Source organism: Methylocella silvestris, assembly GCF_002891535.1.
Classification (GTDB): Bacteria; Pseudomonadota; Alphaproteobacteria; order Rhizobiales; family Beijerinckiaceae; genus Methylocapsa; species Methylocapsa silvestris_A.
In genome coordinates this window covers 1-26,973 of record NZ_PDZR01000003.1, presented here as the reverse complement: position 1 = coordinate 26,973, position 26,973 = coordinate 1, and the positions used below count along the sequence as shown (strand labels likewise).

The following is a 26,973-nucleotide window of genomic DNA, read 5'->3' as shown; positions in this document are numbered from 1 at the left end:
ATCGCAGATCATCAAAGTGGATTTGCCATCGTAGGCGAGCATAGAAAGCGCCATTTTCGATGCTTGGCATACGCCAATGCGCTCTCCTAACTATTTTCGTCGGCGCATGGACATCTCCACAGCCATTTCCGCACGCATGCGGCAGCCCGAGCCAGCCTTCGTCACCCGCGCCGACTCCCTCGGCTGGTCCTGGGTCCGCGTCGCCTGGTCGCGCGCCACCAACGTCCCCGGCGCCTGGTACGATTCCGCCAAGGCCGACGCCGTTGTGGCGCTCTGGCCGACGATCTTCCGGCTTACGGAAGACCGCTTCGCCGGCCAGCCCTTTTACCTCGCGTTCTGGCAGGAGTGCGTCGTCCGTCTCCTCGTCGGCTGGAAAGTTCCGATCGAGGTGCTCGATCCGGCGACCGGGCAAACCGGCGTCGCCCATGTGCGCCTGTTCCGCCGGCTCCTCCTGTGGGTGCCCCGCAAGAACGGCAAGAGCGAATTCCTCGCCGCGCTGGCGCTGTTGTTCTTTGCGCTCGAAGGCGTCGTCGGCGGCCAGGGTTATGTCTTCGCCCGCGACGAAAAGCAGGCGAAGATCGTCCTCGACAAGATGAAGGCGATCGTCGCGCAGGACGAGCGGCTGGCGCGCGCCGTCAGGGCGCTCGGCAAGAGCCTGTGGATCGCCGAGAAGCGCGCCGCCTTTGCTCTCCTCTCGGGCCGGCCGGAGGGCAAGCATGGCCGCTCGCCGACCGTCTCTGTCGGCGACGAAATGCATGAATGGACGACGCTCGATCTCGCGACCACGATCCGCCAGGGCATGGGCGCGCGGCTGCAGCCGATCGAGCTCTTCGCCTCGACGGCCGGCCTCAAATCGGCGCAAGTCGGCTTCGGCCTCTTCGACGAGTCGCGCAAGATCCTCGCCGGGCCGATCGAGCCGCCAGACGCGCAGGACAGCGGCGAGGGCATCTATGATCCCTCGAGCCTCGTCGTCATGTTCGCCGCCGGCGAGGATGACGACTGGCTCGATGAAGCGGTCTGGCGCGCCGCCAATCCGAATCTCGGCCTCTCGCCGACGCTGGACTTTTTGAAGCGCGAGGCGGCGATCGCCAGGGTCTCGCCGCGCGCGGAAAGCCACTTCCGGCGCTATCACCTCAACCAATGGGTCGAGGCGATTTCGCGCTGGATCCCGGTCAAGAAATGGGACGATTGCGCGTCGGAGAAGACAGCCTGGCGCACGGGCGCCCAGGCGCTCAAGGGCCGGCGCTGCTATGCCGGCTTTGACATCTCGTCGACGCAGGACATCACGGCGCTCGTCTGGCTGTTTCCGCCGGAAAAGGAGGGCGAAAAATGGCGTCTCCTCGCGCGCTTCTGGGTTCCGGAAGTCAACATCGAGCTCCGCTCAAAGCGCGACCGCGTGCCCTATGACCGCTGGGCAACGATCGGCGCCGTCGAGCCGACGCCGGGCGACTATGTCGACCAGTCCTATGTGCAGGCGGCGATCGAGGAAGGGCTCGAGCTGTTCGACGTCGAGCGCGTCGGCTTCGATCCATGGAACGCCACCAAGCTCTACACGGATCTCGTCAACAAGGGCGCGGACGGCGAACGTTTTTTGAAGGTGCGCCAGGGCGTGCAGAGCATGGGCGAGGCCTCGAAGGAATTCGAGCGTCTCGTCTTCGCCGGCCAGCTCGATCATGGCGGCCATCCGGTGCTGCGCTGGATGATCGGCAATGCGCTGATCCGCTTCGACCGCAACATGAATTTCACGCCCGACAAGCAAAAGTCGCGCGAAAAGATCGACGGAATCGTCGCGACGATCATTGCGCTGGCTGGCCGCCTGTCTGACGAAGGCGACGAAACGATCAAACAGGGATGCTACTGAGTGTTTGGTTTTGGCGCCCGGAAAAAACAGCGCCCGGCTTTGGCCGCGCCGCGCCAGCTCAGCACGCGCGAGTTCGAGGCGATGCGGGCGCCGGTGATGGCCGCGACTGCGACGGTGCCGATCGGCGATCCGAACGCCTGGGACATTCTGTTCGGCAAGCAACAGCCCGGCATTTCGCCGGAATCGGCGATGGCGCATGGCGCGTTTTACCGCTGCATTTCGCTGATCGCCGGCTCGATCGCGATGCTGGATTTCAACACCTTCCGCGTCAATCCTGACGACGGGCATCGCGAGCGCGATATCGCCTCTCCGGCGGCGCGGCTGATCTCGGTGCGGCCGAACGATCGCTACAGCACGACGATGCTCTGGCGCTCCGTCGTCGCCGACATGCTGCGCCACGGCAATGGCATCGTCTGGATTCAGCGCAAGCGCGACGGAACGCCGATCGCGCTCGAATATATCCCCTGGCTGCGCACGGCGATCCGGCTCGATTCGATCGACGGCGAGCCGGTCCAGATCTACGGGCTGACGCGCGACAGCGGACAATATGTGCTGGCGCATAGCGACGACGTTCTGCACATCCCTGGCTCGCCGGTTTGGCAATTGTTTCGGGCGATGTCGCCGCTGACAGCCTATGCGATGAGCGTCGGCATCGCGATCAGCGCCGACGCTTTCGCCAAAGCCTATTTCGACAATGGTTCGTCGCCGGACGGCTATCTCAAATATCCAGCGTCATTCAAACACGGCAAGGATCAGGCCGACGAAATCCGGCAGACGTGGATGGCGCGCTTCGGCGGCCGCAACCGGTTTCTCGGGCCGGCCATCCTGAATGATGGCGGCGAATATGTGCCCGTCTCGCCGATCAATGCGGCAGACGCGCAGCTGATCGACGCCCGCAAGATCGGCGTCTCCGACATCGGCCGCATCATGGGCGTGCCGGACCATATGCTCAACATGAGCGACAAGGCCACCAGCTTCGGCAAAGGGCTCGAGGAGCTGACGCAAAGCTTCGTCGATTTCACGCTTGGGCAGCATCTGAAGGCGATCGAGGATGAGGTCAATTACAAGCTCGTTCGCCAGTCGACCAAGGTCGCCGAATTCGACCGCGAAGGCTTCGTCCGCGGCGATCTCAAGAGCCGCATGGAAGCCTTTCAGATCGCCATGGGCGGCGCGCAAGGCCCTGGCTCGATGACGGCGAATGAGGTGCGCCAGAAAATGAACCTCGGCCGCTCGAAAGACCCGAACGCCGACCGGCTGATCACATGGCCGTCGAGCCCGACCGCGACACAGCCTGACGCCGGCGGCAACGCCGATCCGAGCGTCGACGCGCCCGAGCCGAAGCCGTCGCCGTCCGCTGAGACCGAACCGAAACCGGCGCCCGCGCCGAAAGGAACCCCATGACCCGCGCGCTGCTCAATCTTCTCAACGCCAATCGCGGGCGCGGCGCCGGCCTGCGCGTCGTCGATTACGACCCGGATCAGGACGGCGACCGCGATCAACCCGGCGCGCCGGATATCGACGGCGCGGCGACGATTTATGTCTATGACGCGATCGGCTATGGCGGCGTCGAGGCCGCGGATGCGGTCAAGGCCATCGCGGCGATCAAGGCAAGCCGCATCAACCTTCGCATCAACAGCCCCGGCGGCGACGTATTCGAGGCGCGGGCGATCAAGACCGCGCTCGATCAACACCCGGCGCAAGTAACAGCCTATGTCGACGGCCTCGCGGCCTCGGCGGCGTCTTTCCTGATGCTGGCGGGCGATGAAATCCAGATCGCGCCCGGCGCCTTCGTGATGATTCACAACGCCTGGGGCCTCGCCATCGGCGATGCGCGCGAGATGCGCGCGACGGCGCAGCTGCTCGATCAGGTCACGGCCTCGATCCGCAATGATTATTCGGCGCGAACCGGCCTCGACGATCTGACCATCGCCAAGATGATGGATGACGAGACCTGGCTTGAGGCCAATGACGCCGTGGCGCGCGGCTTCGCGACCTCGCTGATGCCGAAGCCCGCCAAGGCGGCGGCGCAGGCTCGCGCCTTTGATCTTTCCGCCTATGCCAACGCGCCCAAAGCCTATGCCGAGCGCGCGAGCGATGAGGCAAAAGCCTTCGCCGAACTTGAGGCCGCCCGCGTGCGGCATGAGCAACGTCTGCGCCTTTACGCGGCGCTCTGATTTTAACCCCGGAAGGAAAGCATCATGAAATCCCTACAGGCCTTGCGGGAAGCCCGCGCCGCCATTGCCAAAAAAATCCGTAACCTTCTCGATCCCGCGGTGACGAAATATACGAAGGAAGTCGAAATCGAGGTCGATGGGCTTTATGCCGAGGTGACTGTCCTCGACGGCCAGATCAGCCGCATCGAGCGCAGCGTCGCCATGTCCGACGATCTCGAAGAGCGCGCCCATAATCTTGGCGATGAGAACGGCCGCTCGACCGATGAAAACGCGCATCAGATCGTCGCGGCGCGCAAGGCCTTCGTCAAGCTCCTCCGCAACGGCCCGAGCGTGTTGTCGCCGGAAGAGCGCGCCCTGGTGCTGCCGGCCGACGCCAATGGCCGCGGCATCCGCAACATCGCCGAAGGAACCAATACGGCGGGCGGCTATCTCGTCCCGACCATCCTCATGCCGAACCTTTTGCAGAAGCTCAAATATTTCGGCGGCATGCGCGATGTGGCGACGATCATGGCGACCTCGGGCGGCTATCCGATCGCCTGGGCGACGACGGATGAAACCGCCAACGCCGGCGAGCTGGTCGCCGAGAATGTCGCGGCGTCGACGGGCGACGCCACCTTCGGCCAGGTCACCATCAACGCCTATAAATTTTCGAGCAAGATCATCCCGGTCTCGTTCGAGGTGCTGCAGGACAGTTCGGTCGACGTCGAGTCCTTCGTCCTCGGCGCCATCGCAATCCGCATCGCCCGCGGCCAGAATACTTATTTCACGATCGGCACCGGGACGAGCCAGCCGCAGGGCGCGTTGACGGCGGCGGCGTTGGGCGTGACGCTCGCCGCCGGCAACACGACGTCGATCACCTTCGACGGGCTGATGGACCTCTATCACGCCGTCGATCCCGCCTACCGCGTCTCGCCGAACTGCTCCTACATGATGAATGATTCGACCTTCAAGGCGGTCAAGAAGCTCAAGGACACCTCCAATCGTCCCCTTTGGCTGCCGCAGTCGACGGTCGAGGCCTTCGCGGGCGACGGCGGGTTCGACACGCTCAACGGCAAGCGCCTCGTCATCAATCAGGACATGCCGAACATGGCGGCCAACGCCAAGCCGGTCCTGTTCGGCGATTTCTCGAAATATATGATCCGCGACGTCATGGAAGTGCAGATCCTGCGCTTCACGGACAGCGCCTACACCTCAAAGGGCCAGATCGGATTTTTGGGCTGGGCGCGCGCGGACGGCCGCCTCATCGACGCCTCCAATGCGTCGCTGGCCTATCTCGCCAATTCGGCGACCTGATCGGCCAACTCTCCAAATTGAAGGGAGGCCGGAGTGGCCACAGTCAAAGTCAAAATCATTTCGTCGATCGCCGGCGACAATTATTCCTACGCGCCCGGCGACATCATCGATCTCGACGAGGCCATTGCGCAAGCGTGGCAGGAGGCAGGCCTCTCCACGCCCGCGCCGGACGGCGAGGTGGCGGCGGCTCAAATCGAGACGCTGACGGCGCAGCTCGCGGACGCAACCGGCGCCCGCGACGGCCTCGCCAAGGCCAAGTCGGATCTCGAAGGCCAGCTTGCAAATGCGAAGGCTGAGAAGGCCGGCGCCATCGCGGACAAGGTGCTGACAAAGAAAGCCGCCGATGATGCGCAGGCGGCCCTGTCCGCCGCACAGAAGGCAGCTTCCGATGCGGCGGTGAAAACCGCAACCGATCTCGCCGCCGTCAGCAAGGAGCGCGACGACTTCAAGACGCAGGCCGACGAGCTCGGCAAGCAGCTCGCCGACGCGCTGGCGCAGATCGAGACGCTGAAGGCTGCCGCCACGCCCGCCGCCACGACGACGACTGCGGCCCCGGCGGCCGCGCAACAATAAGGGGCGGTCCATGGCGATCCACGTCCTCAACCCGCAGAGCTGGGTCAGCCTCGGCCGCGGGCCGCTCAACATCCGCGCCATCGGCGGGCCTGCGCGCGTGCTGGCGGCGAGCGCGCCTCCGGACGCCAGCATTACTTCCGGCACAAGCACGGGCGATTATGCGCCGGCGGGCGACGTCCTGACGTTGCGGGCGTCGGCCAGCATCTATGCGATTGCGGCGTCGAGCACGCTTACGGAAATCTATGCGGAGCCGTCGTCGGGCGGCTCGGCGGATATCTATGGAACGCTGCGCCGGCTCGCCGATCGCGCGGCGACGGGCGCCGCCAATCCTCATTTCATCGACCCGGCGACGGGCCTGCCGCAGCTCATGACAAACCCGCCGACCGTGACGACCACGGCGAGCCTCTTCGCCAATCAGGCCGCTGTTGTGGCGGCAGGCTATAGCAAGCTCTTTGCCGCCATCGTCGGCGGAAACGCCAATCCGGTCTATTATTGCGCCGGCGGCTGGCCCCACATCAACGCCAGCGTCTATCTCAACCTGCCTTCAGCCACGACCTGGTCGACGGGCAATGGCAACGCCGGCAATAATCCGCCATTGCAGGCGCTCGCGCCCCGCGTGAAATTCATGACCGACTCGCCGAAATTCGTACTCGGCGTTACCGGCACCTACCGGCTGATCGTGAACGGCCGCTACGTCTCCCTGGCGGCCTACGCCCCGTCCGGAACGACACCGTCCTACTCGCTCGTTGACCTTACCGCTGTGGGCGGCCGGGAAGTGCGACAGATCGAGATCGAGATGATCACCGCCACGACGTTCTATGGCGCGTGGGTCGGACCGACCGAGACGATCTGGGCGCCGCCGTCCAGAGACAATTTGCGCTGGATCCAGATGGGCGACAGTCTGACGCAATCCTCCGGCAATGGCGTCGTGGTCGGCGACGGCTATAGCGAAGTCATGGCCGATTATCTCGGCATATCCGATTATCGCGCGGCGGGCATCGGCGGCACCGGCTATTACGCCAACAACGGCGGCGTCAATTACCGGTTGCAGGAGCATATGTTCGATGTGGTCAACTATAATCCAGATGTGATTTCGCTGGCCGCCGGCGTCAATGACCAGGCGTCCGCTTTTAGTCTTGCCCAGCCGGGTCTTGCGTCCTGCATCGCGCAGGCGCGGGCCTATTCCGCGACCATTCCCATTTTCGTCACCGGCGTGCTGATGAGCTCCGCAGTCGCGACGGCCGTCACGTGGGAGACGGCGCAGGCCGCCTATATCGCCAGCCTGAATGATCCGAATATCATTTTCATCCCGATCATCACCGACCCCAACGGGCCGTGGATCACCGGAACCGGCAATTCGGCCGCGCCGATCGGCGACGGCAACCGGGACTATTACTGGGATAATTCCGGCGCGCATCCGCCGACGATCGGCCATCAATATCTTGGCCTGCGCTACGCGGCGGCCATCGGGTCGGCGATCGCCGGCCGATGATCATCTTTCCGCAGCGCCGCAGGGTCGTCGCCTATCTGCCGCCGGCGGCGCGCGCGGGATCGCCCGTCACGCTGCAGCTCGCCAAGCTGCATCTGCGCGCCGGCGGCTGCTATGACGCGGCCTCGGCCGACGCCTACACGGCCGAGGACGCGACCATCGCGCTCTATCTCGCCGCCGCGACGCAGGAGGTCGAGGATGTCCTCGGCCGCGGGCTGCTGACGCAGCAATGGACCATGACGGCCTCCGGGCTCGACAGCTGCGGCGGCTTCACGATCGAGGGCGGACCGATCCAGAATGTCGCGCCATCGGTGCAGGCCCTCGTTTCCGGCTCCTGGCAGACGCTTAGCCCGACGCTCTACGCCTGGCGCTGGCTTGCTCGCTCGCGCATGAGCGTCAAGCCGGCGGCGGGCGCGACATGGCCGACCGCCGATGTCGACGATGCGGCCTGGCGCGTCACGTTTACGACCGGCTATGGCGCGGCGTCGGACGTGCCGGCGCAGATTATCCGCGTCATCTTATTGCTGACGCAAGACGGTTATGAAAATCGCGACGCCATGAACCCCGGCAATGCTGGCGTCAATCCGGCCGTCGAGCGCATCCTGTCGTCCAACCGCACGCCGAACTTCTGATGCGCTACGGCCCGAACCCGGTCCTGATCGACGTGATGCGGCGATCGACCGACGCCAATTCCGTGCGCGGCGCTTTCGCCAAGGCGCAGACACTGATGGGCTCGCTGCGCCAGACGACAGGGCGAGAGCTGGTCGAGGCGGGGCTGCCGGAAGATCAGATCGACATTGTTGTGCGCGTGTCGATCACGGCGCAGACGCTCGCCATCACCTCGGAAGATCGCCTCAACATCGGCGGGCGCAATTACGCCATCCGCAGCGTCGGCCTGCCCGAACGTCGCGGCGGATACATCGAAATCGCCTGCGGCCTAAGCATCGGAAACTGAGATGAGCTTGCCGATTTTCACCATCGCCTGGCAAGGCTATGGCCTTTATCACAGCTATGAAAAAACCGGCGTCGTCGGCTGGCCCGATGTTGTGCAGGCGCTCGCCAAGATCGCGCGAAAGATGGCCGCCAAATCAGCCAAGGTCGATCATGACGCGCTCGATGATATGGTGAGCCTCGCGCGGTCGCGCGTCCCGGTCGATACGGGCCTCCTGCTCAACGGCATCACAGGCGAAGTCACGGATGAGGGTTTCGAGTTCCGCGCCTCGGCTGTGCATGAGAAGGCCAGCGGAAAGCCGGGGGCCGACTATGCGCGCTTCGTCGAATTCGGTCATCTGACCGCCGCCCGCCGCGCCGCCGCTCCCGCTGTCGCCGATGACGCCTTCTTTTCCGGCGCCGGCGCGCCGCGCGCGCGGCCAACGAAGGGCCAGACGCAGGTAGAGCCGCAGCCGTTTTTCTTCAATTCCGCGGAGGAAGCCCTGCAAAAGCGCGGCCTCGCCATGGATGACGTCATTGCGCAATCGGCGCAGGAAGACGGCTGGCAATGAGCAGCGCGATCGGGGAATTTGTCATCGCCCTGCGCGCGGCGTTGAAGGCCGACGCCGGCGTCGCGGCGATCGTCGGCGCCAAGGTTTTTGACGTCGTGCCGGGCGACAAGCGCGGCATGCCGGACGATGCGCTGGCGCCGTGGATCTATATCGGACCGGTCTCGGCGCCGCGCAGCGAAGACGAATGTCTCCGCGCCTGGGCGCCGCGTGTCCGGATCTATTGCGCGACGACGGATTTCGATCGGCAGTCGGTGTGGGCCCTCGCCGACGCCGTCGACGCGGCGCTGGATCAAAAGACGCTGACGCTCGCCAATGGTTTCACCATGGCGTCGGCCTTGCGCGCCGTCGAGAGCGGCGACGTCATCGATCCTTTGAGCCCGCGGCTCGCCTATTGCGATTTTACATGCACGATCTACCGCAACACGCCTTTCCAGTGAGGTTTGAGCCATGGCTGTCCCCAGTCTGATCCCCGGATATAAATATACGCTGGCGCGCGGCGACGGCGCTTCGCCGGAAAACTTCATTTTCCTTTGCACCGTGACGACGCGCGGTCTCGACATGACCAATAATTTCGACGACGCGGAGCTGCAGGACTGCGATTCGATCAGCGCGTTGCCGGTTCGCGTCTCGACGCCGAAAAGCAAAAACTGGTCGATCAGCTTTTCCGGCAAGGCGGATGCGTCGCGCTTCCAATCGCTCTATCAGGATCAGGTCCAGATCCAGAAGAACAACTATCAACTCGGGATCAACCTTTCCGGCGCGCAGGGCGGCGGAAATTGGCAGGGGCAGGCCTATCCCGAGACGCTCAAGGTCGAGAGCAACGAGAACGGCCTCGTGACCTTTTCCGGCACGCTGCGCGGCCAGGGCGACTATCCGACATGGACGGCCAATCCATGAGTGAGGAGGCGCTCTCGACGGCGGTCTATCGCACGCTCGGCGGTCGCGATTATCGCTTCCAGCTCCGGCTCGGCGAGATGCGCGAGCTAGAGCGGCTTTGCAATGCGGGGATCGGCGCGATCTGGCGGCGCATGGCGATGCTCGAATTCAGGGTCGACGATCTTCGCGAGACGATCCGGCTCGGCCTGATCGGCGGCGGGACGCCCGAGCCGGAGGCCGAGGCGATCGTTCGCTTTTCGATCGATGCGCGGCCGGTCAACGACTATTTCGATCTCGCGCTGGCCATCATCAAAGCCATGTTCGAGGGCGTGCGCCCAAAAAAACCGGACGGGACGGATCAGAGCGGCGTCCCGGAGACCTCAGCCCCTTCTATGAGTTCGGCGGCGCCGCAGGATTCAGCCCCCGACAAATCGACGACATGACGCTTGCGGAATTCGAGGCCGTCGCGCGCGGCTTCGCGCGATTCCACGGCGCGAAGGATGAGGGCGAAGCCCCGTCCGACGAAGATTTTTATCGCGATCTCGCGGACGCGATGGCCCAGGGCCGCGCCTGATCTCCACACCTTCGAAAGGAAAATCCCATGGCTGTCCTCACCCCCAAAACGATCATTGGCGCTGGCCTGCCCAGCGTCGCCTATGCCGCCGCGACGCTTACCGGCGACTCCTTCCCGTCGACGTCGGATCAGCGCACCTTTTTGCACGTCAAGAACGGTTCGGCTTCGCCGATCACGGTGACGATCCTGGCGCAGACGGCGACCGAAAAGGTTCCCGGCCTCGGCTCGATTGCAGTCCCGGCGCTGAGCAGCGCCATCGCGGCGGCGGGCGACGCCTATTTGGGCCCATTCCCGGCCGACTACATCGGCGCCAACGGTCAGGTGCAGGTGTCCTATTCGGCCGTGACGACTGTCACCGTGCAGGCCTATACGCTGCCCAAGGCGGATTAAGACGAGGCTCCCATGGCTGGCCAACCGCTCGTCCTCAAATTCTCGACCGATCTCAGCCAGGCGCAACGTGGCCTGACGGAGTTCGCCAAGAACGCCGCCGTGAATCTGCTGTCGATCGCCGACAAGGCGATCGAGGCAAAAAAGCAGCTCGATTTTCTCAATTCCTTCTCGGGCAAAATCGCCGTCGGCGTGATCGGCTTTATTGGCTTTGAGGCTATCCGGGGGTCGATCAACCTGCTCAACTCGGCCGCGACGGAAGCCGAAGCCAGTCTGGCGCGACTGGTGAAAATCGGAACCGATTCGCAAGGCGCCGGCGTGAGCGCTTCCTTTTTTCAAAGCTGGACGGGCCAGGCCAAGGCGCTGAATGTCGAGACGTCGACGCTGGTCGGGATGCTCGATCGCGCCCGCGCGGCGGCGACCCAAACCATCGGCGACAAGGGCGGCACGTCGTCAAGCCCCGGCGCCGACCGGATCAAGCAGAACGTCCTCGCCGGCAATCTCGGCTCCTCGGCGCTCTCGTCCTACAATGGCGCCGGGGATCAGGAAGCCCGCATCCGAATCGTGCTCGGGTTGATCGAACAGCTGCGGCAAAAGGGCGATCAGCTCGCCGCCTTCGATCTCGGCAAGACTTTTTTCGGCGACCAGTTCGAGGCGCAGCTCCGCAACGGCGTCGACATGATCGGGCAGATGCGAACCGCGCTCGACGGCCTGCAAACGGCCGGCGGCGAGCGCATTATTCCGCAGGCGGAAATCGCCAACGCGACGCGGATGAAGGCCGAACTCGACGACATCAATGATCGGCTGTCCAAAGCCTCGGAGCCCTTCCTGCGCGATATTGCGGCCTGGCAGCAAGGAATTCTGGGCGACGTCATCCAATTGAAATCGGCATGGGCCGATATCGTCGGCGTGCTCGGCACGGCGTGGGACTGGATGAGCAAGATCGGCAGTCTCATGCCGAGCATGAGCCTTGGTCCGCGCGTCGGCAACGGACTGTTTGGCGCACAAGGCGGGCTGACCAGCGGCCAGCTCATGGACCTCATCGAAAAGGGCGGCTCCATCGGGACCGAAGTTTTCGGCCCCGATCAGCCGGCCTCGCTTCCGGCGATCACGGTGCGCGGCGACCGGTCGAAAGCCTTGCCGAGCCTGACGCCGGCCAAACTCGCAGCGCCGGCGGAAAAGACCGATCAGGTCGAAACCTACATCAACAGCCTCAAGAAACAGACGGCGGCCGAGGAAGCGGAGGCAAAGACGCTCGGCCTCGGCAACAAGGCCAGAGAAGAGGCGGTCGATCTTGCCAAGGCGCAGGAGGCGGCAAAGATTCGCGGGACGCCCCTGACCGCCGCGGAGGCGGAAAAGGTCAAGCAGCTCGCCGACGCCTATGTCGACGCCAAAAAGCAGATCGACGATTACGCCAGGGCGCAGGAAAACGCCAAGGCGACGGCCGAATTTTTCGGGCAGTCGCTGGAAAGCGCGATCGAAAAGGCAATCGAGCCCGGCGCGAAATTGCAGGACGTGCTGAAGGGCGTCGTGCAATCGTTGGAACAGGCCTCGCTCAAGGCGCTGATCCTCGGCGAAGGGCCGCTCGCCAGCCTGTTCGGCACGGCGGCCTCGCCTGACGCCAAGGGAGCCGATTCGGTCGGCGGGATTTTCGGGCAGATCGTCAAGGGGTTTTCGGGCTTCCACGCCGCCGGCGGGACGATTCCGGCCGGCGGCTGGGGCATCGCCGGCGAGGCGGGCGCGGAGATTATCAACGGCCCGGCGACGGTGACGCCGATGAAACAGATCAACGCCGCGCTGAATGCCGGCGGGAGCCGGGGCGGCGCCGCCGTCGACAATCGCCGCAGCTTTCATATCGACGCGCGCGGCGCGCAGGCGGGCGTCTCGGATCAGATCGTCGCCGCGCTGAAATCCTATGACGCCCAGCTCAATCGCTCGCTGCCGACGCGGGTGGCCGCAGCGCATGGGCGCTACGCCTGATGGCCTTTTTCGTCAATACGGTCGCCGCCTATGTCAGCGGCCAGATCGTCCAGGCGGCCTTGCTTGTCGCGTTTGAGTTCGCCGATCAGACGGTGCGCGTCTGGTCTGGCCTCGGCGATCTTGCCGCCGGCGGCGAGACCTGGTCGGGAATCGGCGAGCTCGGCTCGATCTCGAACATCGAAAGCGCGATCGGCGACGTCGCGCCGCAAGTCACGTTCAGCCTGTCCGGCGTCGATCCCTCGCTGATCGCCGAGGCGCTGGCCAATTCCGGCAACGTCAAGGGCCGCAACGTCACGGTGTATTTGCAGTTTTTCGATTCCGCGATGCAGCCGCTCGATTGCCCCTATGCGATCTATCTCGGGTTGATGGACGTCATGAAAGTCAAGGCGGACAGTCCGACGCAGCGCATTGTCGAGCTGACGTCGGAAACTTTGTTCACGCGGCGCGGCGTCGCGCCCTGGGGCTACCTCAGTTCGTCGAGCCAGCGCGGGCTTTATCCGTCCGACGCCGGCCTCGACTACATGTCGGCGATGCAAAATGTGACGACGGGCTGGCCGTGGCTGTGACGCTCGAAGATTATCTCCGCGCCGCCGCCGCGCGCCCGTTTCGCTGGGGCGAATGCGATTGCTGCCTCTTTGTCGCCGACTGGATCAAGGCCGTGCATGGGTTCGACGTCGCCAATGGCTGGCGCGGCGCCTATAGCGATGAGCGCGGCGCGCGGCGCGCCCTTGTCATGTCCGGCGGCCTCGTCCGCCTCATGTCGCTGCGGATGCAGGCGCACGGCCTTGCGCCGACCGATACGCCGCGCCCGGGCGATATCGGCGTCGTCGAGGCGACGGCCGGCGCGACGGCGGCGATCCGCGGCGGGCGCGGCTGGATCTGCAAAACGCCCGAAGGCATCGGCGCATCGCCGTTCCGGGTCATCGGAGCATGGTCGATCTGATGCCGATGGTTATTGCGCCCGCTCTCGTCGCCGCCGGCGTCTCCGGCGGGATTGCGATCGGCGGGACGATCGTCTCATTTGCGAGCATCGCCGCCTATGGCGTCTCGCTTGGCGCGACGATGGGCGCCAATCTTCTTCTGCGCTCGCTCGAAAAGCGCAAGGCGACGTCAAACCAGCAGATCACGGTGCGCCAGGCGATCACGGCGCGCGTGCGCGGCTATGGCCGGGCGAAGATGGGCGGCGCAATGTTTTATATGGGCGCGACGCGGACGCTGGCGCAGGGCTTTATCTTCTGCGAGGGGCCGATCGACGCCTATGAGGAAGTCTGGCTCGCCGACAAGAAAATCATCTACACGGAGGGCTCGAATTTCTGCTTCGCCGGATGGAGCTGGACCAATTATGTCATGGTCGATCTGCAAATCGGCGCGGTCGGCCAGTCGCGCAACCCGGCTTTCGATCATATCGATCATTATTGGTGGGATGGGACGCATCAAAATCAGGGCCTCGCCAATGCGGTGATGCGCTGCTATTTGCCGAATAACGCCGAAACCAATTTCACGAAAACCTACCAGAACGGCGTCCCGGCGCTGCGCGTGGTCGCGCGGCTCTCGCTGGTTTATGATCCGCGCAGCGGCGCAACAGAATGGTCGGACAATCCGGGGCTGTGCATCCGCGATTATCTGACGTCTTCGCGCGGCTTCAACATTCCGGCCTCGCGCATCAATGACGCGAGCTTCATGGCCTTCGCGACCATGTGCGATATCCTCGTCGCCAATACGCAGGAGACCGGCGGCCATGAGCAGCGCTATCGCGTCTGGATGACCTACACGCTGGATGAGCAGCCGAGCGACGTGCTGCGCCGCTTGCTGGCGTCCTGCGACGGCGAGATTTATCCGCTGCCGGACGGGACGATCGGCATTCGCGGCGGCGTTTGGGAAGACCCGACCGTCACCATCACAGACGACATGATCCTCGGCTATGAGGTCCAGACCGGCCGCGACAAACTTAGCGCCTTCAATCAGCTGCGCATTCGCTACACGGCGAAGAACAATGATTATCAGGTGCAGGAGGGCGGCGCCTGGAACGATACGGCGGCGCAGACGGAGTCGGGGCAAATCATCCCGCAGGATTTCGACGGGACGATGTGCGCCTCCTATATGCAGGCGCGCCGGCTCGCCAAGATCGCCATGCACAAGGGCAATCCGCAATGGTTGCTGACGCTCACGACCAGCATGGCCGGGCTCAATGCGTTGGGCGAGCGCATCATCCGCTGCAAGCTCGACGACCTCGGCATCGACGCCACATTTTACGTGCAGAAATTCGAGATCGCCGGCGATCTGAAAAGCTGTTCGATGACGCTCGCGTCGCTGAATTCCGACGCCTATGAATGGACCACGTCGGAGGAATATTGGAGCCCGCCGCCGGCGACGGATGCGGAGGACGGTTTTACCATCCCGGTCCCGACGGGGCTGGCGCTCCACATCGTCCAACTGCAGCTGGGCTCGAACCTCATTGCTTTCGAGATCGGGGCGAGCGTCACGGCGCCCGATGACGCGTCCTTCGGCGCGCTGTTTCAGATCAGTCTCGACGGCGGCGTGACCTGGGCCGACATGTCGCCAGATGGCGTCTGGTCGGCGAACTCCGGCATTATCGCCTCCGAGACGGCCTGTCAGGTGCAGGCGGCGTTCAAGGCCTCGGCATCCAACATCGGGACATTTTGCCCCCCGGTCAGCATCACGACGCCGGGCGGAAGTCTCGGTCCGGTAGCGCTGGCGCTATCGGAAGGCGCAAATCAGGATTACGGCCTCGCCAGCGCGGCGGCCACGATTTCCGACGACTTCGGCCTCGCCTCGGTCGCCTCGATCGCGTCGATCGACCTCGGCCTCGCTTCCTAAAGGATCATCATGAGCGTTCAAGTCCAACTCCGCCGTGAGGCGGCGAGCTTTCTGTCGACCTTTGTCGGCGCTCTCGGCGAGTTGCTGTTCGACACGACCAACAAGCGCCTGCAGGTTCATGACGGCGCGACGGCCGGCGGCTTTCCGGTCGCGAAACTCTCCGAAGTCTCGCCGCTCTCGGCGCTGATGATCGCCGCCAAGGGCGCGTCCTATGGCGCGAAGGTGGAAGTCGGCTGCCTCGAAGGGTCGATCGCCTGCGCGGGCGCGACCAGCGTTTCCACAGTGCAAATTCCGAACGGCGCGCTCGTCCTCGGCGTCTCGACCTATGTCGCGACGGCGATCACCGGCGCCGGCAGTTTTCGCGTCGATGCGACGACGGCGTCCGGCGGCAGCGCAGGCACGACGGCGGGTCAGTTCGGAACCGGCCTCGGCGCGGCGCTCGGCTCGAACAATAAGGGCGTGATCGGCCCGACCGCCTGGTACGCCAATTCGACCATCACCCTGACCGGCCGCAACGCCGGCGACACGGCCGCGGCGAGTTTCACCGGCGGCGTGGTGCATTTCGCGATCCACTACATTCTGATCAGCGCGCCGACGTCATAGGGCACGGCAGTGGGCTATATCCCGGGCGTCAACCTTCTCCCCTCGACGGGTGAGTTTACCTACGACACGATCGCCCATCGCGGCCGGCGCGCGACCGAGCGCGTGCTGAGCGACATCAATATTTATGCAGGGCAAGCCGCGCATCGGACCGACATGGAGCTGGCGATCGATCATCTGATCGACCAGCATCCCGAATGCACGACCGTCGCGCTCGTCGTCGCCTGGTTCTTCAATTCGACGTCGGCCGGCTCAACCAATATCTATCCGTCGACAACCTACATCGGCGGCGATTTCCAATATTGGAACGGCGCAGCCTATGTCGCCGATCACTGGCGCTGCTCCGGCCTGACCGAGGCCTCGTCCGGCCTGATCCCGCTGTCCAAGAACGGCGCGTCCTATAATTACGGCGGCACGCCTTCGGACGGCTCGCTTGTCCGCTGCATCCAATATCTGAAATCGCGCGGTCTGCGCACGGTGTTCTATCCGTTCCTGCTCGGCGACATTCCGGGCAGCTTTCCATGGCGCGGCCTCATCACCTATTCGGGATCGGATGTTTCCAGCGCGGCGGCGAGCGCCGTCGCCGCCTTCCTCGGCTCGGCCTCGGCGGGGCAGTTTTCCCGCGACGCGGTCAATTCGACGGTCAATTATTCCGGCGCGGCGACGGATTGGACCTACCGGCGCATGATCCTGCATTACGCCAATTTGTGCGTGCTCGCGGGCGGCGTCGATCTGTTCCTGCTCGGCTCCGAGCTGCGCGGGATCGAGACGCTGCGCGGGCCGGCCTGGTCGAAAATGGGGATCATCGGCGATTATGGCCTCGCCTCCGATGCGCCGATCGGCGCGCTGGATTTCGGCCTCGCCAGCGCGACCATCGTCGACAGCGCCGACTACGGCCTCGCATCGAGCGCGGTCACGGTCTCGGCCGGCGCCAATCCGGTTTGGGATTATCCCTTCGTCACGGCGATGGGAAAGCTCGCCGACGACGTCCGCGGCGTGTTCGACGCCGCCGGCCTGACGAAAGACCTCGCTGGCCTGCACAACCTTGTCTCCTACGCCGCCGACTGGTCGACGTGGATGGGCTATCAGCATGCGGACGCCAATGGCCAGACGCCGCACCTCGACCAGCTCTGGAGCCGGGCGAATATCGACCTCGTCTGCTTCGACAATTATCTGCCGCTCAGCGATTGGGCGCAGGGCGACGGCGGGCTCGACGCGCGCAACTGGAGCGCCGGGGCAGCGTCCGCCTGGCCCGTCGAGGATCCGGCTTCGATCGGCTTCGGGCTCGCGGGAACGCCGTCGATCTACCGCAAGGATTATCTCAAGGCGAACATCGAGGGCGGCGAGAAATTCAACTGGTTTTACTATGACAGCGACAATGCTGCGCCCGGCGTCTACCCGGACGGCTCCGGCCATACCGTCTCGCTGCCCTCCGGCGACCGCCTGACGCAAACGCGCCAACGCTATTATGCCGGTCAAGAGATCCTCGCCAACAAGCAGCTGCGCTGGTGGTGGAGCAATCCGCATCACGCGGTCTATGACGCCGGCGACGGCGCGGGCTGGGTCGCGCATGGGCCGCCGACGACATGGGCCGCGCGGTCGAAGTCGACCACATTTACGGAATATGGCTTCGCGACGATCGACCGTTCGACCAATCAGCCGAATGTCTTTTACGACGTCAAATCGAGCGGCAGCGCCACGGCCTATTGGTCGCGCTGGGCCTCGATCGGCGACCGCGACGATATCGCTTCCTATGTGCCGGTCACCGATCCGAGCATCCGCGCGATCGGGCTTGAGGCGATTTACGAATATTGGTTCGTCGACGGCCACAATGACGAGGCGGCCGGCGTCGCCATGGTTGAAGCAGCCTTTTGCTCGGTGTGGAACTGGGACGCGCGGCCCTATCCCACCTTCTCGTCTCTGAGCACTGACATATGGGGCGATTCGAGCAACTGGCCGACCGGCTTCTGGCTCGAAGGAAAATTGACCACAGGAGTGCCGATGGCTTACCCTCTTTCTTGGCCGGCCGATCTGCGCCCGGCGCGCGTGCTGCTCAACGTCAACAATTCCTCGCGGTCCGGCGGTCAGGCGATCTCCGGCGCCGAGATGATCGTCACCTCGCCTGCGGCGCGCTGGGAAGGCAAAATCGCGCTGCCGGCAATGAGCGCAAAGCAAATCCTCGCCTGGCGCGGCTTTGTCGCGGGAATGAACGGGCGCTACGGGACGGCGCTGATCCCGGCGTTTGAATCAAACCGCCAGAACACAACAGGCGTCACGGCCGCGGCGGCGGCGCTCAACGCCACGGCCCTGACGCTCACGGTCGGCGGCCGCGGTGCAATCACCGCCGGCATGCGCTTTTCGATCGCCGGCCGGCTCTATGAGATCCAGCAATCAACGCCGCTCGGCGCCGGAGCCTATGCCGTCAACATTCTGCCCTGGCTGCGTGGCGCGATCGCGGCCGGCGTTGCGTGCGAATTCGTCAACCCGGTCACGACGATGCGCTTTACCAGCGACAGCGAGGGCAAGCTCGATCTCGAGGCCAATGTGATTGCGCATCCGGAGATTGGGTTGATCGAGGCGTTTTAATGTGTTCATCAGCGACTACGCGAGCAGCCTTTTTTCAATGCGATATACCGTTGTCACGAGCCGAGAATTGGATATCGCAAGCTGCAGCACCCGGCTACAACTAAAAGCGTCTCATGGGACAAATCTAATCTAGGCTTTACCGAAATTATCAAACCATTGGCGATAGTTATCGTCGTTAGGAATAACACCCTCACTCACCAAGTGAGAAAAATCCGCGCTAATAATATTAAAATGACTTTTTCCAAATGATTTTTCAAATCTTGTTTTCAAAGTATTTCCGTGTTCATTAAGCGCATTATACAGCTGCATTCCAAAAAATATTGAGTCGTCAATCTGACCTTCGATCGAATTCATTATATCAAAATATTCGTTATATGTTCGGTTCTGCATCGGGATCCCAAAGTATTTGGCCACAAATAAGGGATCAACTGGGGGGTCAGACTTGAATTTCTCAATCAGACTGTTTCGGTTTGCGAGAGAAACATTTAGCGAATCTGCCGATTGCTCAAGGCCGTTTAACATTGCGATTGGTCGCCCATGCAATGTCAGTTGCTCGAAGATAAGAGGTCGAAGAACTGTAAATGGAAGTAGAAGGCAAGGAAGACTGGAAAGATTTGCGCTACACTCAATAAGAGTTCTGTTTGTTTCTTGCTGTTCCATTAACACCCGGCCTCTTTCTTCATCATACTGGTGCTTGAGCACCTTGAAATGCTGTCTTTTCAATCCTATTACGCTTTCGCAAATGTTAACTGATAGCATGATCGATGTATTGGTTACACGGATCTCTTTTGCTAGGTCATCTTTGGTTTTACTATTTTCGGCTATTTTCTGGGCGGCCGTAGCGCCAAAATATGCTCCGGCAAGAGAGCCGCAGACAGCAGTAATGAAATTTGAGTTAAAGAAATCCTTGAGAGTCTGCCAATACTGAGTTTGAGTAAAAGCGAATATTGTCGCGCACAATGATTGTAACATTTCTACCGCGTTACTCATTCTGTTTCGTTGCCTCATTTTTCTAAAACGCTAAGCTCTTGGCTGTTAATCACACCGAGTAGCGCTGGTCAGCCAGTATCGATGACTGCGTTCAGATTTAAGTGGCCCCACAACCTATTCCGCCGCCCTGGCCGGGCGGCTTTTTTTATGCCCGGAGCTCACCATGGCCAATGGAAAATTCCTCACTTGCCTACCCTACACCCTACGCGAGGAAGGCGGCTATTCCAACGACCCGCGCGATCCCGGCGGATCGACCTACAAGGGCGTGACGCAGGCCCGCTACGATCAGTTTCGCAAGAGCGCCGGGCTCCCGAAGCGGGACGTTCGGCTGATGAGCGAGACGGAGCTGCAGACGCTCTATCGATCGGGCTATTGGGATATGGTCGGCGCCGAGACGCTCGCCGACGGCGTCGATCTCTCGGCCTTTGATCTCGCGGTCAATTCCGGGCCGGCCCGGGCCATGGCGATCCTCCGCAAGGCGATCGGCGGCTCAACCGGCGACACGATCGGGAAAATCGCAGATCTGCGGCTTTCGTTTCTGCATGGGCTTTCGACCTCGGCGGCTTTTGGCAAGGGCTGGGGCGCGCGCGTCGCGCGGATCGAGGCAGCGAGCCTGAAGATGGCGGGCCTGCCGATCCAGCCGAGCGCTTACGCCGCCGCATCGAAGGCCAAGGCGAAAGCCAAACTCGCCAAGGGCGGAGCCGCCGCCGTGCCCGCCAGCGCGGCCGGCGCGCATGTCGCGGGCGGCCATGCCTGGCTCACTGTTGCGATCATCGTGGTGATCCTCGCCGCCGCCGGCGTCGCCGCCTATGCCGCCTGGCGGCAGCGCCAGCGCGCGGACGAGCTCGCCAAGGCCGCGGCCGATCTTGCGCAGCAAACCGCCGCGACCGAGGCGACGCGCGCCGCCGCTGCCGCGCAGGCCGTCGCAAAGACGCCCGTCAAATCCTGATCCCTATCTCGGAGCCATCCCATGTTCTGGTTCGCGCTGTTTTCGGCGGCGACGCTCGCCGTCTATTTTTCGATCATCCGGCCGAAGCTGAAGCAATTTCGGCTGACGACGGGGATCATCGATGAGCTCGACGATTACGCGCTCGCCGGCTGGGCGCGGATCAAGCTGCGCGTGCTCGGCCTCAAGACGTGGATTCTGGGCGTCGCCGGAATTGGCGTCGCCGCGCTGCCGCAGCTGCTCGACGGGCTGGCCCATATCGCGCCCGGCGCGCTGGAAAGCCTGCATCTTGTCGACTTCTCGGCCTTCTTCGCTCCGGAGGTCGCGCTGAAAATCTCCGGCGCGATCATGCTGGCGATGACGGTGACGCACATCCTCGGCCTCGCCAAGGCGGCCGAAATCGAGCCGAAGCCGAAGCAAGATAAGGAGGGCTGAGCGATGCTCTCCATGATCCTCGGCGCGATCCAGAGCATCGTGTCAGGCATTGCCGGCCCTCTGATCGGCTATCTCGGCAAGCGCGAGGACGTCAGCCTCGACGGCTTCAAGACAGCCGCCGGGATCGACGCCGCCGCCTATCAGGCGCATCTCAACGCGGAAATCGAGATCGCGAGGCTGCGCGCTTCGGCGAATTCATGGATGGGCGCCCGCATCATGGTGTTCGCCTTCGGACTGCCGGCGGCGCTCCATTGGTCCGCCGTCTTTCTCGATTCGACGTTCCGCTTCGGCTGGGCTGTTCCGGCGCTGCCCGGTCAATACGCCGGCGCCGAAATGCAGATCGCGCTTTCCTTTTTCATCGTCGCGCCGGCCATGCCGATCATTTCGGCGACGGCGGCCTGGCTCGGTCGGAAAGGCGCGTGATGTCCAAAGACCTGCTTTTGGAGCTGCTGCGCGCTGCGCAGGTGCTCCTTTCCGAGGTCGCAGACCTCAAAACCGGGCTCACCGCCCTCAATCAAAGGATGGATAATATGGCTACCGCTTCCGACGTCGCCGCCGTTTTCGCCGACGCCAAATCCGCCATCGCGACCGAGGTCCAGGCCCTCACCGCGCAGGTCGCCGCGGCGATCACCGGCCTCGAGGCTTCCGCGAGCGACGCGACCGCGCTCGACGCCATCGTCGCCGACATCGGCGTGTTCAAAACCTCGATGCTCGACAGCCTGACGGCGATCCAGACCAAAGCGGCGGCCGCCATCGCCGTCGTTCCCGCCGCGGCCGCCGCCGCCGCCACGCCCGCCGCGCCTTCGGCCTGATCATCATCCGGGGCCGCGCCATCCCGCGCGGCCCCGAAACCCAGCTTACAGATTGGACGGATGATGGCATTGAGCGATCCGCAGGACATTCTTGGCCGAGTCGGCGATGGGTCGATCGGCGCGGGGCTCACGCTCATCGGCGCCGTCATCGTCGCGATCCTCAGCCGCAAATCGCCGCTCGCGGCGCTGGTCAACGATCAGTTGAAGTTGTTGATCGACGCGCAGGCACGGCAGATCAAGGAGCTAAAAGAGGAGATCGAGGCGCTGGAAGGCAAGGTCGAAGCGCTTACGAAGGAACTCGCCGCCGCGCGGACGCAGCGCGGCTTCGGGATTTGAAACAAGCCTGCGACCGCTCGGTTGCCGAGCATCAGGATTTGCAACCGAGATTGGGAAATCATTCGCGACCTCGAAGCGTTCATCATCGCGTATTGGGAAAGAAACTCCGGGATCGGCACAGATTATTAGACCCGTGCGTCGGGATCACGACGGACAAGAGAAATTGCGACTGCTAAGCTTTACTATAATTGTCGCTGGGTGCAGCCGTGCTAACCCTTGCTCGTTCTCGCAATCATTTTTTGTCCTCGCTTTCGGGTGAGGACAGCGCGTTATTTGCGCGGCACCTGCGGCCGATGGAGCTTCCCATGGGCGCCGCCCTGTTCAGCGCCGCGGAAACGATCAGCCGAATCTATTTCCCGGAAAGCGGCGTCGTTTCGATCGTTGTCGAGCTTGGCTCCGGCCAATTCATCAAAGTTGCCATGTTCGGCAGAAATAGCGTGATCGGCGTCGGGGCGTTACTGGATGGCCCCACCGCCATCCATCATGCCATTGCGCAGGTGTCGGGCGCCGGCCTTGTCGGCGACGCAGCAGCGCTGGAGCATCTGGTCAAGCAAAGTGAATCGCTTCGCGAAGCCCTCGCCGGATATCAGCAAATCATGGTTGCGCAAATCCAGCAGGTCGCGGCCTGCAACGCCGTACACACGATTGAGGAGCGCCTCAGCCGATGGCTTCTGCAAACGCGTGATTTGCTGCACAGCGACCATTTGCCTTTGACACAACAGGCCTTGTCGCAGATCCTTGCGGTTCAGCGAAGCAGTGTCACGCCACTTGCGCGCTCGCTACGAGAGGCCGGCTTGATCAGCTATCGGCGCGGCCGAATTCATATCGTCGATCGCGACGGCCTAAGCGAGATCTGCTGCGAATGCTACGCGGCGATAAATGCGCATTATCACCGGCTGACCGGCTGGAAACCCCACTAGGCGGCTAGTTGCCGCAAAGCTTCTACAACCTCCTCGGGGCGATCAGGAAAAAATTTTCCACGAAGGGGATTTTCTCCGCTGACAAATTGCGTCGCCCCGACGTTAAAATCAGCTCGCTGGGGGCAACGCCCCCGAATGGCCTTCGCTTTCGGGTGACGTCGCCGACTGCCAAGCGTCCCACAGCTCGGGCGTCGTCAGCAGCACCGGCATGCCTTGGCGTGGATCGGCCCTATGGCGTCGTTCGCCTCCGTTGTCAGAAAGAGAACGGGAAGCCGATTGCTTCATTCCTTGGGCTTGAGCATCGCCCCTTCAATTGGCCTCGAGGCCGCCTTGGCGACATTGGAATAGAGCGCTCCAATCTTCATTGCCTCGGCGAGGGATCGCTCAAGAACCGTCTTGGCATATTCGGACTGGATCTGAAAGACACTGTTGAGCGACTTGGCTTCGAACAGGCTCCCGATGAAATCACGACGATCGTCCAGTGACTTTTTCGAATAGTCCGTCACTTCGGCGACTATCGCGAGGACGCTCTCATTTAAGATGACATTTGGGGCGCCAACCGTTGCAAGTTTATTTTGTACAGCTTTGATTGTATTATCAAAAGTATCAGACATTTAAGCTCCATTGTTGTTTTTCTATGAACACATTACGACTGCAGACGCAGCACTGTTCGTTAAAGCGCAGTATTAAGTGCGCTTATGTTGTAATATTTTGTGCTTATTTAGCGTATGTATATCGTATATTGTGCGTTTTTATTTCAACGATAGATTGTATATAGGAATTTGATATAGGCACGTCAAGGTTATAATAATCGCGGCGAGGCAGATTGATATATTCTATTTAAGCTTAGGCTCTAGAAAAGCAGGTGGGCTCGCATGCTTCTTAAGCATTAGTTGCAGGGTTCGACCCAGAAAAACTCGCTCTGGCATGTCTCTGCCGGCGCTTGGCGTTGCATGAGTTTTTCAAGCCAGGTCGCTATCGCTTTTCTCGCCCTTCGCCACGATTCTCAGCGAGTCATTCGGCAAAGGCCGCTGCAGCGCCAGCGCCTCCGCCACCGGCGCGGACAGCCAGGCGTCCCATTCCTCGGGCGTCGTCAACAGGACCGGCATCGCCTTGGCGTGGATCGGCCGCACGATGTCATTGGCCTCCGTCGTCAGAAACGAGAACAGCCGATGCTCGCGCGTCTCTCCTTTTCGCTCGCCGGTCCAAAGCCGCCAGATCCCCGCAAAGCAGAACACCGGGCGGCTTTCGTCGAGGGCAAACCAATGCGTGACTTTCGGCCGGCTGTCGGTCCATTCGCAAAATGACGTCGCCGGCACGAGGCAGCGCCATTCGGCCTTGAGCCAGGCGCGCCAATAGGGCGAGGCGGTGTTGCGCACGTTGGTCACCGGAACCTTGCCGAGGTTCGGCGGCGGCGGAAAGCCCCAGCGCATCATCGTCAGCTCGCGCTCGCCATCGGGGGCGATCCGGACAATGGGCGCCATCGTATCGGGAAAGACGCCGGGCATCGGAGCCAGATTGCCCGTCAGGTCGCGGCCGATCCGGAAGAGACGCCGCATCGCTTCCTGGCCGCGTGTGATCGAATAGAGGTTGCACATAGCCCGAGCAGAGCGGTTCGGCGGCCGTCCGTCAAGGCTTGCGCCGGGTCTTTTGTTCCGTTTATGTTCTCATCATGAACGAGGACACGCTGGCCTCTTATCCCTATGTGAGGGTGCGCCTCGCCTGCCATAAATGCAGCCGGGAGGGCAGCTATCGGCTGGCCCGGCTCGCCGACAAATATGGCGCGAACTGCCGCATGGACGATCTGCTGCGCCAGCTCGTCGGCGACTGCAAGCTGATCAACCCGCGCCGGCCCTTCGCGCATCGCTGCGGCGCCTTTTTTGTCGATCTCGACTGGCCGCCGCCGCCGCCGGACCTGCCGACCGAAGGCCAGCGCCGCCGCCTGCGCGTCGTCGACGGCGGCAAGAAAGTAGCCTGACGGCGGCCTCTAAGGTCACTTCGCTGCCCGCGCTTGCTCAATCGCCTTCCCGAGTCGGTCAAGCTCAAGCGAATAGCAGAACAGCGAGAATAAGCCCCACATCAAGATGAGGCCCTTGATTGCGGCCTGCCCCGGGGCTGGAAGCGCATCGAGTTCGGGCAAATGCCTGAAAAAGATTGCCGAGAACACCGCGCCGCCGAAGAAGAAGCTTGCCCGGCCGGCAAACTGGATGACATGGCCGACAAAGGCGCTGTGAATAGGCGCTTGTACGGCGATCCAGCGATACCTCGACCAGTAGGCGCAATGCAGGACGAGCGTGGCGGATATGATCGCGACCTGGTCGCGCAGGCCGGCTTCCTGCAATTCGCCCGGTCGCGCGATCACCTGCTGAAAAAGCGGAAAGGCGACCCAGACCATGAATGTGGCTGCTGCAGTCTGCACGGCCAGGAGCCCTAGGTAGACGATACCTCGTTGCCTGATTGGACTCCCCAAATGATCCCCCCTTGTCGTCGCAGCAAGAGAGCCGTTGACGACGGCATCTAAGGCGTTGACGCGCCTTTCGAACGCGGTCTCCACGGCAAAGCGAGTCCGCGAAGCCTTCACAACTGCGAATAGGCTTGCCGCCGGCGTGACGAATCACGCGCGGCGACCATGCCCGCGCGCAGGTTTCCAAATTATGGATTTTTCGGATTTTCGCCGCGTCGAGCCGACGCGGCCGGCGGCCGCCTATATCGGCGGCAAGAAGCAGCTCGCCGCCGCGCTCGTCGCCCGGATCGAATCGGCGCCGCACAAGACTTATGCCGAGCCCTTCGTCGGCATGGGCGGCGTCTTCCTGCGCAGGCGGCTCGCTCCGGCGGCCGAGGTCATCAATGATCTTTCCGGCGACGTCGCGACCTTCTTTCGAATCCTGCAGCGCCATTATGCGCCGTTCATGGATATGCTGAAATTCCAGCTGACCAGCCGGCGGGAGTTCGAGCGTCTGATCGCGACCGATGTCCGCACCCTGACCGACCTCGAGCGCGCGGCCCGGTTCCTCTATCTCCAGCGCACGGCCTTCGGCGGCAAGGTCGCCGGGCGCTCCTTTGGCGTCTCGCCGGGCGTTAGCGGCCGATTCGACGTGACGAAGCTGGGGGAGATCCTGACGGCGCTTAGCGAGCGCCTCGCCGGCGTCGTGATCGAAAACCTGCCCTATGGCGATTTCATTACGCGCTATGACCGGCCGGAGACGCTGTTCTATCTCGATCCGCCCTATTTCGGGACCGAGGATTTTTACGGTGCGGACGCCTTCACGAAAGCCGATTTCCGCCGCCTCGCCGATCAGCTCGCGGCGATCGCCGGCGGCTTCATTCTCTCCATCAATGACGCGCCGGAAACGCGCGCGATCTTCGCGGCCTTCGACCAGGAGGCGATCGGCGTCACTTATACGGCGGCTGAGGGAGATGCAAAGAAGGCGTCAGAGCTAATCGTCTCAAAGATCCGAACGCGACGACAGTCTGCCTTCGATTTTGATTGAGTTGCGTCAGATTTCTGACACGCAAAAAATTTCTTGCCCGAATAATGGTTATATTTCCAGTACATACACGTTTTAAATAACCCCATTGGTAATGGAGAGGTCGACAGTTCAATCCTGTCTCGCAGCACCATTAAATCAAGCGGCTGCGCGATGATTGATGTCACCTAAATAGTTCAATTGAACTAGGTCCTGTTGACAAATACCCTCATCCATAGTCGGACGGCGGCGATGAGGACGAAGCCGCGGTAGCTTTCGGCGGTCTTGTCGTAGCGGGTCGCCAAGCGGCGCCAGTTTTTCAGTTTGTTGAAGC

At 62.7% G+C, this 26,973-nt stretch carries 32 protein-coding genes and 1 pseudogene; 28 read left to right on the top strand and 5 right to left on the bottom strand.

The window, feature by feature from the left end:
- The first annotated feature begins 106 nt into the window (after positions 1–106).
- The 20 genes from CR492_RS04745 to CR492_RS04655 are packed head-to-tail and all read left to right on the top strand — an operon-like array spanning position 107 to position 18,733.
- A complete protein-coding gene (locus CR492_RS04745; protein ID WP_180982423.1) occupies positions 107–1,861 on the top strand; it encodes a terminase large subunit in 1,755 nt (584 codons plus the stop codon).
- Entirely contained in the window at positions 1,862–3,262 is a 1,401-nt protein-coding gene (locus tag CR492_RS04740; protein WP_102842602.1) for a phage portal protein, read from the top strand.
- On the top strand, positions 3,259–4,035 hold the full coding sequence (locus CR492_RS04735) for a head maturation protease, ClpP-related (protein WP_102842601.1): 777 nt from the start codon (positions 3,259–3,261) through the stop codon (positions 4,033–4,035). The genes CR492_RS04740 and CR492_RS04735 overlap by 4 nt, the downstream gene beginning before the upstream one ends.
- A gap of 24 nt (positions 4,036–4,059) precedes the next feature.
- Positions 4,060–5,328, top strand: a complete 1,269-nt coding sequence (locus tag CR492_RS04730) for a phage major capsid protein (RefSeq protein ID WP_245411966.1) — start codon at positions 4,060–4,062, stop codon at positions 5,326–5,328.
- A 33-nt stretch (positions 5,329–5,361) separates the two neighbouring features.
- Entirely contained in the window at positions 5,362–5,901 is a 540-nt protein-coding gene (locus CR492_RS04725; RefSeq protein WP_102842599.1) for a hypothetical protein, read from the top strand.
- A gap of 10 nt (positions 5,902–5,911) precedes the next feature.
- Positions 5,912–7,393 carry an SGNH/GDSL hydrolase family protein gene (locus CR492_RS04720; RefSeq protein WP_102842598.1) on the top strand — a complete coding sequence of 494 codons (1,482 nt, stop codon included), beginning with the start codon at positions 5,912–5,914 and terminating at the stop codon, positions 7,391–7,393.
- Positions 7,390–8,022, top strand: a complete 633-nt coding sequence (locus tag CR492_RS04715) for a head-tail connector protein (RefSeq protein WP_102842597.1) — start codon at positions 7,390–7,392, stop codon at positions 8,020–8,022. Before CR492_RS04720 ends, CR492_RS04715 begins: the two co-directional genes overlap by 4 nt.
- Entirely contained in the window at positions 8,022–8,345 is a 324-nt protein-coding gene (locus CR492_RS04710) for a phage head completion protein (protein ID WP_102842596.1), read from the top strand. Before CR492_RS04715 ends, CR492_RS04710 begins: the two co-directional genes overlap by 1 nt.
- 1 nt (position 8,346) lies before the next feature.
- Positions 8,347–8,892, top strand: coding sequence for an HK97 gp10 family phage protein (locus tag CR492_RS04705; RefSeq protein WP_102842595.1), 546 nt, complete (start codon positions 8,347–8,349; stop codon positions 8,890–8,892).
- Positions 8,889–9,329 carry a DUF3168 domain-containing protein gene (locus CR492_RS04700; protein WP_102842594.1) on the top strand — a complete coding sequence of 147 codons (441 nt, stop codon included), beginning with the start codon at positions 8,889–8,891 and terminating at the stop codon, positions 9,327–9,329. The genes CR492_RS04705 and CR492_RS04700 overlap by 4 nt, the downstream gene beginning before the upstream one ends.
- A gap of 10 nt (positions 9,330–9,339) precedes the next feature.
- Complete coding sequence (locus CR492_RS04695) at positions 9,340–9,789, top strand: phage tail tube protein (protein WP_102842593.1); 450 nt, start codon at positions 9,340–9,342, stop codon at positions 9,787–9,789.
- Entirely contained in the window at positions 9,786–10,211 is a 426-nt protein-coding gene (locus CR492_RS04690) for a gene transfer agent family protein (RefSeq protein WP_180982422.1), read from the top strand. Before CR492_RS04695 ends, CR492_RS04690 begins: the two co-directional genes overlap by 4 nt.
- Positions 10,208–10,342: a hypothetical protein gene (locus tag CR492_RS21335; protein ID WP_280951517.1), complete on the top strand. Its 135-nt coding sequence runs from the start codon at positions 10,208–10,210 to the stop codon at positions 10,340–10,342. Before CR492_RS04690 ends, CR492_RS21335 begins: the two co-directional genes overlap by 4 nt.
- Before the next feature lie 27 nt (positions 10,343–10,369).
- Positions 10,370–10,732, top strand: a complete 363-nt coding sequence (locus tag CR492_RS04685; protein WP_102842591.1) for a hypothetical protein — start codon at positions 10,370–10,372, stop codon at positions 10,730–10,732.
- A gap of 12 nt (positions 10,733–10,744) precedes the next feature.
- Positions 10,745–12,709 (top strand): cell envelope integrity protein TolA, encoded by a 1,965-nt coding sequence (locus CR492_RS04680; RefSeq protein ID WP_102842590.1) that lies wholly within the window; start codon positions 10,745–10,747, stop codon positions 12,707–12,709.
- Positions 12,709–13,275 carry a hypothetical protein gene (locus CR492_RS04675; RefSeq protein ID WP_102842589.1) on the top strand — a complete coding sequence of 189 codons (567 nt, stop codon included), beginning with the start codon at positions 12,709–12,711 and terminating at the stop codon, positions 13,273–13,275. The genes CR492_RS04680 and CR492_RS04675 overlap by 1 nt, the downstream gene beginning before the upstream one ends.
- Positions 13,266–13,652 (top strand): DUF6950 family protein, encoded by a 387-nt coding sequence (locus CR492_RS04670; protein WP_146030168.1) that lies wholly within the window; start codon positions 13,266–13,268, stop codon positions 13,650–13,652. The genes CR492_RS04675 and CR492_RS04670 overlap by 10 nt, the downstream gene beginning before the upstream one ends.
- On the top strand, positions 13,640–15,547 hold the full coding sequence (locus tag CR492_RS04665; RefSeq protein WP_102842587.1) for a hypothetical protein: 1,908 nt from the start codon (positions 13,640–13,642) through the stop codon (positions 15,545–15,547). The genes CR492_RS04670 and CR492_RS04665 overlap by 13 nt, the downstream gene beginning before the upstream one ends.
- A gap of 9 nt (positions 15,548–15,556) precedes the next feature.
- The gene (locus CR492_RS04660; protein ID WP_102842586.1) at positions 15,557–16,150 is read left to right on the top strand and encodes a hypothetical protein; all 594 of its coding nucleotides are present in this window, start codon (positions 15,557–15,559) and stop codon (positions 16,148–16,150) included.
- A 9-nt stretch (positions 16,151–16,159) separates the two neighbouring features.
- Complete coding sequence (locus CR492_RS04655) at positions 16,160–18,733, top strand: baseplate megatron protein TIM-barrel domain-containing protein (RefSeq protein WP_102842585.1); 2,574 nt, start codon at positions 16,160–16,162, stop codon at positions 18,731–18,733.
- A gap of 129 nt (positions 18,734–18,862) precedes the next feature.
- On the opposite strand, the gene CR492_RS20405 is transcribed toward CR492_RS04655, so the two are convergent.
- A complete protein-coding gene (locus CR492_RS20405) occupies positions 18,863–19,723 on the bottom strand; it encodes a hypothetical protein (protein WP_146030167.1) in 861 nt (286 codons plus the stop codon).
- A gap of 163 nt (positions 19,724–19,886) precedes the next feature.
- On the opposite strand from CR492_RS20405, the gene CR492_RS04650 reads away from it, so the two are divergent.
- From CR492_RS04650 to CR492_RS04625, 6 genes are all read left to right on the top strand, one after another.
- The gene (locus CR492_RS04650; RefSeq protein ID WP_102842584.1) at positions 19,887–20,672 is read left to right on the top strand and encodes a glycoside hydrolase family 108 protein; all 786 of its coding nucleotides are present in this window, start codon (positions 19,887–19,889) and stop codon (positions 20,670–20,672) included.
- Between the two features lie 21 nt (positions 20,673–20,693).
- On the top strand, positions 20,694–21,104 hold the full coding sequence (locus CR492_RS04645; RefSeq protein ID WP_102842583.1) for a hypothetical protein: 411 nt from the start codon (positions 20,694–20,696) through the stop codon (positions 21,102–21,104).
- 3 nt (positions 21,105–21,107) lie between these two features.
- Positions 21,108–21,527 carry a hypothetical protein gene (locus CR492_RS04640; protein WP_102842582.1) on the top strand — a complete coding sequence of 140 codons (420 nt, stop codon included), beginning with the start codon at positions 21,108–21,110 and terminating at the stop codon, positions 21,525–21,527.
- Positions 21,527–21,916, top strand: a complete 390-nt coding sequence (locus CR492_RS04635) for a hypothetical protein (protein WP_102842581.1) — start codon at positions 21,527–21,529, stop codon at positions 21,914–21,916. The genes CR492_RS04640 and CR492_RS04635 overlap by 1 nt, the downstream gene beginning before the upstream one ends.
- Before the next feature lie 69 nt (positions 21,917–21,985).
- Positions 21,986–22,252 carry a hypothetical protein gene (locus CR492_RS04630; RefSeq protein ID WP_146030166.1) on the top strand — a complete coding sequence of 89 codons (267 nt, stop codon included), beginning with the start codon at positions 21,986–21,988 and terminating at the stop codon, positions 22,250–22,252.
- Between the two features lie 305 nt (positions 22,253–22,557).
- Positions 22,558–23,172: a Crp/Fnr family transcriptional regulator gene (locus tag CR492_RS04625; RefSeq protein WP_245411965.1), complete on the top strand. Its 615-nt coding sequence runs from the start codon at positions 22,558–22,560 to the stop codon at positions 23,170–23,172.
- Positions 23,173–23,453: 281 nt separating this feature from the next.
- Here CR492_RS04625 and CR492_RS04620 read toward each other — a convergent pair whose 3' ends face one another.
- Positions 23,454–23,786 carry a phasin family protein gene (locus tag CR492_RS04620; RefSeq protein WP_102842579.1) on the bottom strand — a complete coding sequence of 111 codons (333 nt, stop codon included), beginning with the start codon at positions 23,784–23,786 and terminating at the stop codon, positions 23,454–23,456.
- A gap of 348 nt (positions 23,787–24,134) precedes the next feature.
- Positions 24,135–24,770, bottom strand: coding sequence for an SOS response-associated peptidase (locus tag CR492_RS04615; RefSeq protein WP_102842578.1), 636 nt, complete (start codon positions 24,768–24,770; stop codon positions 24,135–24,137).
- Positions 24,771–24,844: 74 nt separating this feature from the next.
- Between CR492_RS04615 and CR492_RS04610 the strand changes: the two genes are divergently transcribed.
- Positions 24,845–25,150, top strand: a complete 306-nt coding sequence (locus CR492_RS04610; protein WP_102842577.1) for a hypothetical protein — start codon at positions 24,845–24,847, stop codon at positions 25,148–25,150.
- Between the two features lie 15 nt (positions 25,151–25,165).
- Here CR492_RS04610 and CR492_RS04605 read toward each other — a convergent pair whose 3' ends face one another.
- Positions 25,166–25,726, bottom strand: a complete 561-nt coding sequence (locus tag CR492_RS04605; RefSeq protein ID WP_245411964.1) for a hypothetical protein — start codon at positions 25,724–25,726, stop codon at positions 25,166–25,168.
- Between the two features lie 100 nt (positions 25,727–25,826).
- On the opposite strand from CR492_RS04605, the gene CR492_RS04600 reads away from it, so the two are divergent.
- Positions 25,827–26,663 carry a DNA adenine methylase gene (locus tag CR492_RS04600; RefSeq protein ID WP_102842576.1) on the top strand — a complete coding sequence of 279 codons (837 nt, stop codon included), beginning with the start codon at positions 25,827–25,829 and terminating at the stop codon, positions 26,661–26,663.
- 182 nt (positions 26,664–26,845) lie between these two features.
- On the opposite strand, the pseudogene CR492_RS04590 reads toward CR492_RS04600, so the two are convergent.
- Positions 26,846–26,973 (bottom strand): annotated as a pseudogene (locus CR492_RS04590) (IS5 family transposase); the annotation flags it as partial.